General features: G+C 44.2%; 7 protein-coding genes. 3 read left to right on the forward strand and 4 right to left on the reverse strand.

Annotated features, from left to right (window positions below; all coding sequences use genetic code 11):
* The first annotated feature begins 2 nt into the window (after nt 1–2).
* Entirely contained in the window at nt 3–1199 is a 1197-nt protein-coding gene (gene lhgO / locus LJ740_RS19435) for an L-2-hydroxyglutarate oxidase (RefSeq protein ID WP_229530789.1), read from the forward strand.
* 14 nt (nt 1200–1213) lie between these two features.
* Here the strand turns inward: lhgO and LJ740_RS19440 are convergent, their stop codons facing one another.
* Nucleotides 1214–2188: an ion channel gene (locus LJ740_RS19440; protein ID WP_229530790.1), complete on the reverse strand. Its 975-nt coding sequence runs from the start codon at nt 2186–2188 to the stop codon at nt 1214–1216.
* A gap of 163 nt (nt 2189–2351) precedes the next feature.
* Between LJ740_RS19440 and LJ740_RS19445 the strand changes: the two genes are divergently transcribed.
* A complete protein-coding gene (locus tag LJ740_RS19445) occupies nt 2352–3311 on the forward strand; it encodes a glutathione S-transferase family protein (protein WP_229530791.1) in 960 nt (319 codons plus the stop codon).
* Between the two features lie 790 nt (nt 3312–4101).
* On the opposite strand, the gene LJ740_RS19450 is transcribed toward LJ740_RS19445, so the two are convergent.
* The 3 genes from LJ740_RS19450 to LJ740_RS19460 form a co-directional block, all read right to left on the reverse strand.
* Nucleotides 4102–4647 (reverse strand): hypothetical protein, encoded by a 546-nt coding sequence (locus tag LJ740_RS19450; RefSeq protein ID WP_229530792.1) that lies wholly within the window; start codon nt 4645–4647, stop codon nt 4102–4104.
* 81 nt (nt 4648–4728) lie between these two features.
* Nucleotides 4729–5268, reverse strand: coding sequence for a hypothetical protein (locus tag LJ740_RS19455; RefSeq protein WP_229530793.1), 540 nt, complete (start codon nt 5266–5268; stop codon nt 4729–4731).
* A 156-nt stretch (nt 5269–5424) separates the two neighbouring features.
* Nucleotides 5425–5658 carry a DUF6429 family protein gene (locus LJ740_RS19460; RefSeq protein WP_044056436.1) on the reverse strand — a complete coding sequence of 78 codons (234 nt, stop codon included), beginning with the start codon at nt 5656–5658 and terminating at the stop codon, nt 5425–5427.
* Nucleotides 5659–6298: 640 nt separating this feature from the next.
* Between LJ740_RS19460 and LJ740_RS19465 the strand changes: the two genes are divergently transcribed.
* The coding region (locus LJ740_RS19465) for a reverse transcriptase domain-containing protein (RefSeq protein WP_407676420.1) at nt 6299–6808 on the forward strand (510 nt) is incomplete at its 3' end.

Here is a 6808-nt window from a genome sequence, read left to right on the forward strand (position 1 = left end):
GCTTGAGCGATTACGACATTATAGTAATTGGTGGAGGAATTGTAGGTGCCGCCAGTGCCTTAAAAATAAAACGCGAAAAACCGGGGTTATCGGTGCTGTTATTGGAAAAAGAGGCCGCTGCCGCGCAACATCAAACGGGCCGCAACTCGGGGGTAATTCATGCCGGGGTGTATTACGCGCCCGATAGCCTGAAAGCCAAATATTGTCGTGAAGGATTGCAGCGGACTATCGCCTGGTGTCAACAATATGATTTACCCTATCAGCAATGTGGCAAGTTAATTGTCGCAACAGACGAGCAAGAGGAAGCCCGTCTGCAGCAACTGTATTTGCGTTGTCAGCAAAATCAGTTGCAACCTGAATTATTAAGCGCTGCGCAATTACGCGCCAAAGCTCCGGCGATTTCCGGGAGTGCTGCCATGTTCATTCAACAAACCGGAATAACCGATTATAAGCGGCTCACCGCCCACTTTTTAGCACAATTTGAACAGCTTGGCGGCAAAGTGCGATTTAACACTCAGGTTGACCAACTTGAAGAAAATGAGCACAAGGTGAGGGTGGTTTGTAAGTCAGAACAATTTTCTGCAGCGCAGGTATTAAATTGCGCCGGTGTTTATTCTGACGAGCTGATTAGACAGCTAAAACCCGATATCGACTGGCGCATAATCCCGTTTAAAGGCGAGTATTTTCGATTACCGGAAAAATATAACCGGATTGTTGAACACCTCATTTATCCGGTTCCCGATCCGCAACTGCCGTTTTTAGGTGTACATCTGACGCTGATGATTGGAGGATATGTTACGGTTGGGCCGAACGCTGTATTGGCGTTGGGGAAAGAAGCCTACGGCAAGACTGAATTACAGTTTCATCAGTTCGTTGATATGTTGTGTTATTCCGGGTTCAGACAGGTGGTTAAGAAAAACTGGCGCTCTGGTATGGAAGAGTTCAGGAACTCGCTGAATAAGCGTGGCTACCTGAAACTGGTGCAAAAGTATTGTCCGCAAATTCAGTTGCAGGATTTATTGCCTTATCCCGCCGGGATTCGGGCACAGGCCGTCTCTGACAACGGTGAACTGATTCATGACTTTCGCTTTGCTGAAACGGCCCGAAGCCTGCACGTAGGCAATGCCCCTTCACCTGCGGCAACCTCTGCGTTACCCATTGCGGATGCCATTTACAGTAAGTTAGCCGATAAATTGTAGCGCACAATAAATGCTTAGCGTGTCATCCGTTTAACAAAAACCACTACGAACAAGGCAATGGTAAAACTGCCGATGAAGGCTTCCAGAGCAGCGAAAAAGCGCGTTATGCCGAATGGGGTTATGTCACCATAACCCAGTGTGGTAAAGGTCACTACACTGTAATACAGCGCCATAAAAAATGTGGTGATATTGCTGCTCAGTGATGCGGAAAAGTCCAGTTGCAGCCGTTCTTCGCCGTGGTTAACGCCAAAGATAAAATACATAATGGCGCTCATAAAAATCAAAAACATAGAAAACACCACGGTATTTTCTGGTTTTTCGCCATAACCGCATAGCTTATCTACCAGCATGGAGAATATCCATTTAAACGACCATGGCGTGAGCTGGAAGCGGCGCATAATTAATTCTTTGTACCCAAACTGACCAGCAAGCTGGAACAAACCCTGATCTTCTGCCCGTTTTCGCAGATTGCGATAGATTTCTTCTGATTGCTCAAAATTGTCTTCTGCGGCTTCTTTATCGTGTTCTTTGCGTTTTTTTAACGCAATGCGCTCCTGTAACAATCTGTCGCCAATATTAATATTGTCTATGCGCGCACCTTCCAGCTTGGTGCCTAACAAATTACTGCCTTCTAAATCAGCGCAGTGCAGGTTAGCTTCGCTTAGATTGGCTTTCATCAGGGAGCCATTGCGCAGCGCTAAATTAAACAAGTGTGCGCCTTTTAGGTTAGCCCGATAAAGATCGCATTCGGAAAGGTCGAATCCGTGTTTGGAACTGCGGTTTACCAGGTTGATGCCGGCAAGATTGACACGTTTTAGTTTCAGGCCCTTGGAGGTACCGCCACGTCGAATATGTGCTTCCAGTCGCTCCGCCAAATTCATGCCGCTTTTGTCAACGTGAGGGTCATGCCAAAAACAAAAGCCAGAACCTAAATCATTTTCGGTGCAGGACTCTCCACATTGTGATTGATATTTACATTTATCGCTCATGAATCAGCATTGGTGTTTTTGTTTTCTTTAAGTGTAGCAGTAATTACTCAATTCAAGCAGCGACAATTTTCTAAAAAATAGAACGAAATAGCGAAAAACTTGCACTTTTTAAAACATTTATGAAGTGTTTGAATGAAGTCACACAATCAGGACAGGAAAGACAATGGGTTTATTAGTAGAAGGTAAGTGGCAAGATCAATGGTATGACACCAAAAAAAGTGGAGGCAAGTTTCAACGTCAGGATTCGCTGTTCATCCACAAAATTGGCGGCGACAGCGAATTTAAGCCGGAAAGCGGCCGTTATCACCTCTACGTGAGCCTGGCTTGTCCCTGGGCACACCGCACCTTAATTTTGCGTAAGCTCAAGCAGTTAGAAGAGCATATTTCAGTATCAGTGGTACATCCGGACATGCTGGACCAGGGATGGCAATTTGCAACGGTAAACAATGGTTTCGTTGCCGCCACTGAAGATCATTTATATGGCTCACAATACATGCATCAAATTTATACCCGTGCAAAACCTGACATTACAACCCGGGTTACAGTACCAGTTTTATGGGATAAGCAAACACAGCAAATCGTCAACAATGAATCTGCGCAAATTGTACGCATTTTAAATTCGGCATTTAACGATTTAACCGGCAATCAGGATGACTACTACCCGCAAGGGCTTCAGGCTGATATTGATGATATCAACGAGTTTGTTTATCACAATATCAATAATGGCGTGTACAAAGCCGGCTTTGCAACAACCCAGGAAGCCTACAGTGAAGCGGTGCAAGCGCTGTTTTCAGCGTTGCATAAAGTGGAAGCGATACTGGCGGAACGCCGCTATCTGACCGGCGATTCCATTACCGAAGCAGACTGGCGCTTGTTTACCACTTTGGTGCGGTTTGACGCGGTTTACGTAGGGCACTTTAAATGTAATTTGAGACGTATTGAAGATTACCCCCATATGTCGAATTACCTCAGAGAGTTGTATCAGTATCCGGGCATTAAAGACACAGTTAACATGGCGCACATCAAACGCCACTATTATTTTAGTCACACCATGATTAATCCCACTCAGGTGATACCCGATGGTCCTGAGCTAAATCTGGACGGTGCCTGGACAAGGCAATAAAATCTTGAAGATTAAGGGTGGATTCCCAAACACTGCTTGTGAGGTTAATGAGGTCGTTGACCTCACAAAACTACAAGTATTTGTTGTTTTGGCTATTTGCATTCTGAGGTTGGATTTAATTATTAAGTGGTTACGTAGCTGTTTAGTGCAAAAGTTGGTAGGTCGGTAACGAGCGAGGCGTGGCCGTTAGCAGATCAGCGATTGCTATAGTTGCTTGTTTAAGAAAACAGATACTCAATTTCTTAAATTTAAATAATTTATTTAAGCGAATCTGACCCTGTCGTTCTGATGGCGAACCCCATGAATCTGGCGACTTTTCATAATTCGCTGGACTTACACAAAAGTGCTCTGATGTGATTTTTTCTTAGGGGAGATCCCCTAAAACCCCCTCTTGCCCCGGCGCGAGAAAACATAAGTCGCAAGTGAAGAACCAGAAAGACCGACAATGATGGCACGTCCCTGCGCCAGCATTGCCTGAGGCATCATCCCTGATGCCCCTCTTTCAGGTTTCTACTTCACTTTCGCCTTATCTCGCACAGGGACAGGAAACGTATGGACTTCGAACTTTGAAACAGTAGGGCGTTTGAAGAAGAGTAACAACTAGTGCTGTGATTCGGCTAATGACCGAATGTTTAAGATAGCTGTCACTCACCTTGTACTTCTCCACTGACTGCTAACACACCAGAGCGGACAACCGGTGTTAATGTTACGATTGACTACATTTTTAAGTTGGCGGACGTTCAACTCTTAATAAATGACTGCTATTTTTGTCCGGGATTAATTGTTTTTGTTATGTTTCCCACACCACGGTTTTTCTGACGTCTAAAGATTCTAAGTCGATTTGGGATAAGAACACTCTATCCTTCTTTTTAAACTTTATGAAAAATGTAAACGAAGTAACTACACTCTCCATGTCAATAAAAGTAACGTCCTGTGCCAATGTTACTAACTTTTCTGCTACCGGATCATACGCATATAAAGTGCTTAAATCCTCATTGGTAATGCTACCGCTAGAGTTTGTATCTTGTTTATAGGCTTTTATGAAGAAAACGCGTTTACGTTTGCCTGTTTCATTTCTCTTATCGATAAAAGTAATATCTGGAAGGTGGTACGCATTGGTTGGAAAAATATTTTTGCAGACATTATCTGAATTGGAACAAAATCGAATATTTCGTATAACATTAGAATTTTGCCCAAAACTCTTAACTACAGGGTTGGTATAAACACCTCTGTAGTCATAACCTGCATATTCAACACTACTTTTTCTGCCGAAATATTCAGTGGTTATACAACCTGAAATTAAAAATATATACAAGAGCATTGAGCAAAGTTTCACAGATCTATCCTTAGAAACATAACGCCGCACTAAGCGGAACAAAATAGTTGGCTATACTGTGAGCGAAGCGAAACCAGCCAACTATTTTATTTCCGCTTGCGTATCATTGTTAGAGGTTGTTGGTTCGCAATACGGGCCTGCATTGTCCCACATTGGGCGAGTAAAGATTCTCTCCTTAAGTTGTTCACTCGCATCCATTGAGACGATGCTACCACTAACCTTTTTATAAACATTAATGCCACAATTATTATCCAACTTATTTGTTGATATAACATACGTGCCTTTATTAGGAAGAATAGTGTAATAGGCTCTGCACCAGTTATGGTGACCCAAAATGTTGCCGCTTAAGCCATATTCCCACATGAACGTGAAATGTTGATTAGGCATTACTCTGAGAGCTAAGTCTTTTCCGCTTTCACCAACAGAAAAGTTTACTGCTTTGGGATTCATACATTCTTTATTGTCGTAAACAACGAAATTTGTAGATTTTAACTTTGCATTCACGAATATTAGTTCAACTGAATTATCGGTCGAAATATTCTGGTAAATCTTGTTTTCATCGTTTGTTGATGCGCAACCCGACAAAAGTAATAATAAAATCAATGCAATGGCTTGAAACATATAACCTCTAACGCCTCAATATGGGGCGCACAAATGCATGGCTATACTTAGCGAAGAATGAGCGCAAGCCATGCTTTTTGCGTCCATGCCATAATTGGCTTGTTAGTTGCCACGCTGATACATCCTAGAGTAAAAGCTGAGCTTTGCGCACAATACTCACTCACTTTTGACGAATAACTTTTTGAAGAGCTCTTCTGATTTGGCGAGACCTTCTTCAGTTAAAACAACAGACTTTGATTTGCCAACAGGGTCGTGAATATAACCTTTTTCATAAAGTCGGTCCGTGATACTCCAATCTATTTGCTTCCAAGCCCTACCAAACTTGTCATGCAGAGTAAGGTAAAACAGAGCAAGTGCCGCTTCATCGATTTTATCTTCATCTATTTCCACTGCTGTCTCCATTTTCATATGGCTACTAACGTCGTAAATAAATGGCAAATGCTTGCTGGCTATAATACGCGAGGCACGAGCGGAGTCAGCGAGTATTTGTCCATGTTTGATTTACCTTGTGTACGCCCAGCATGGGCATGAACTAATGAGGTGAAAGTCCTCTGTAGGAAAGTCACCGTTGTTTAACTCAGGTTATTCAACGCTAACTACTAGCGAATGGCAAGGGCTAAATTGTGAAGTTTAGTCTGGAGGAAGCCGCTAGCAAATTTGCGAGCTGATGAACAAGAACATCATATGAGGCGTAGGCTGGAGGTGAGCTGGCACAAGACAGCGAAACCACGTGACTTTACGGCCACCGTAAATGATGCAGCAGTGCAAAGACAGTTCATGCTCTTATCTGGGGAGGTCTGCTTAACAGGCGATCGGTAGTTTACCAGTGAGGCTCTGGTATACAAGTGCCTTGGCGCAGAGGAATTGCATCAGCCACTGCGAGCAAACCGGATGCAAATCGATAGCGTCGCCACAGGTAACTGTGACGATGATTAAGCAGAAGTCAGCAGACGGCATAGTAGCCAAATGCCCATCGTAATGGGTGGGACACGGTGAAGGCCCGAACATTTAGAATAAAGGAGGAGCCTTATTGAACCTGAATACACGAATGCCGACCGGTAGTGACGGGACTCAGCGTATTGATGAACAGCCAGCCTTTAGGGCATATCTACTTGAACTCGCTCTCCAGCCAGCCAATATCTTAGCGGCATGGAAACGAGTTCGAGCCAATAAGGGAGCCGCTGGCATCGATGGGATGACCATTGATGACTTCCCGGCCTGGGCAAAGGATGGCAACTGGAAACGTATAATGTCTGAGCTTCGCTCAGGCCAATACCAACCATCACCTGTTCGACGCGTGGAGATTGATAAACCCGATGATAGTAAACGCCAATTGGGTATCCCGACCATCGTTGACCGCGTGATCCAGCAAGCCATTGCCCAGGTGTTAACGCCCGTTTTCGATTCCACCTTCTCAGGCAACAGCTTTGGGTTCAGGCCACACCGAAACGGGCAACAGGCGGTGAAACAGGTCCGAGACATTATCAAAACGGGACGCCGTTTTGCTGTGGATGTCGACCTGTCAAAATTCTTTGACCGT

It is taken from the genome of Planctobacterium marinum, from assembly GCF_020687805.1.
Classification (GTDB): domain Bacteria; phylum Pseudomonadota; class Gammaproteobacteria; order Enterobacterales; family Alteromonadaceae; genus Planctobacterium; species Planctobacterium marinum.

Coding starts and splice junctions, on each gene's coding strand:
- LJ740_RS19455 (WP_229530793.1), bottom strand. CDS start 5,268: ATGTTTCAAGCCATTGCATTGATTTTATTATTACTTTTGTCGGGTTGC.
- LJ740_RS19440 (WP_229530790.1), bottom strand. CDS start 2,188: ATGAGCGATAAATGTAAATATCAATCACAATGTGGAGAGTCCTGCACC.
- LJ740_RS19445 (WP_229530791.1), top strand. CDS start 2,352: ATGGGTTTATTAGTAGAAGGTAAGTGGCAAGATCAATGGTATGACACC.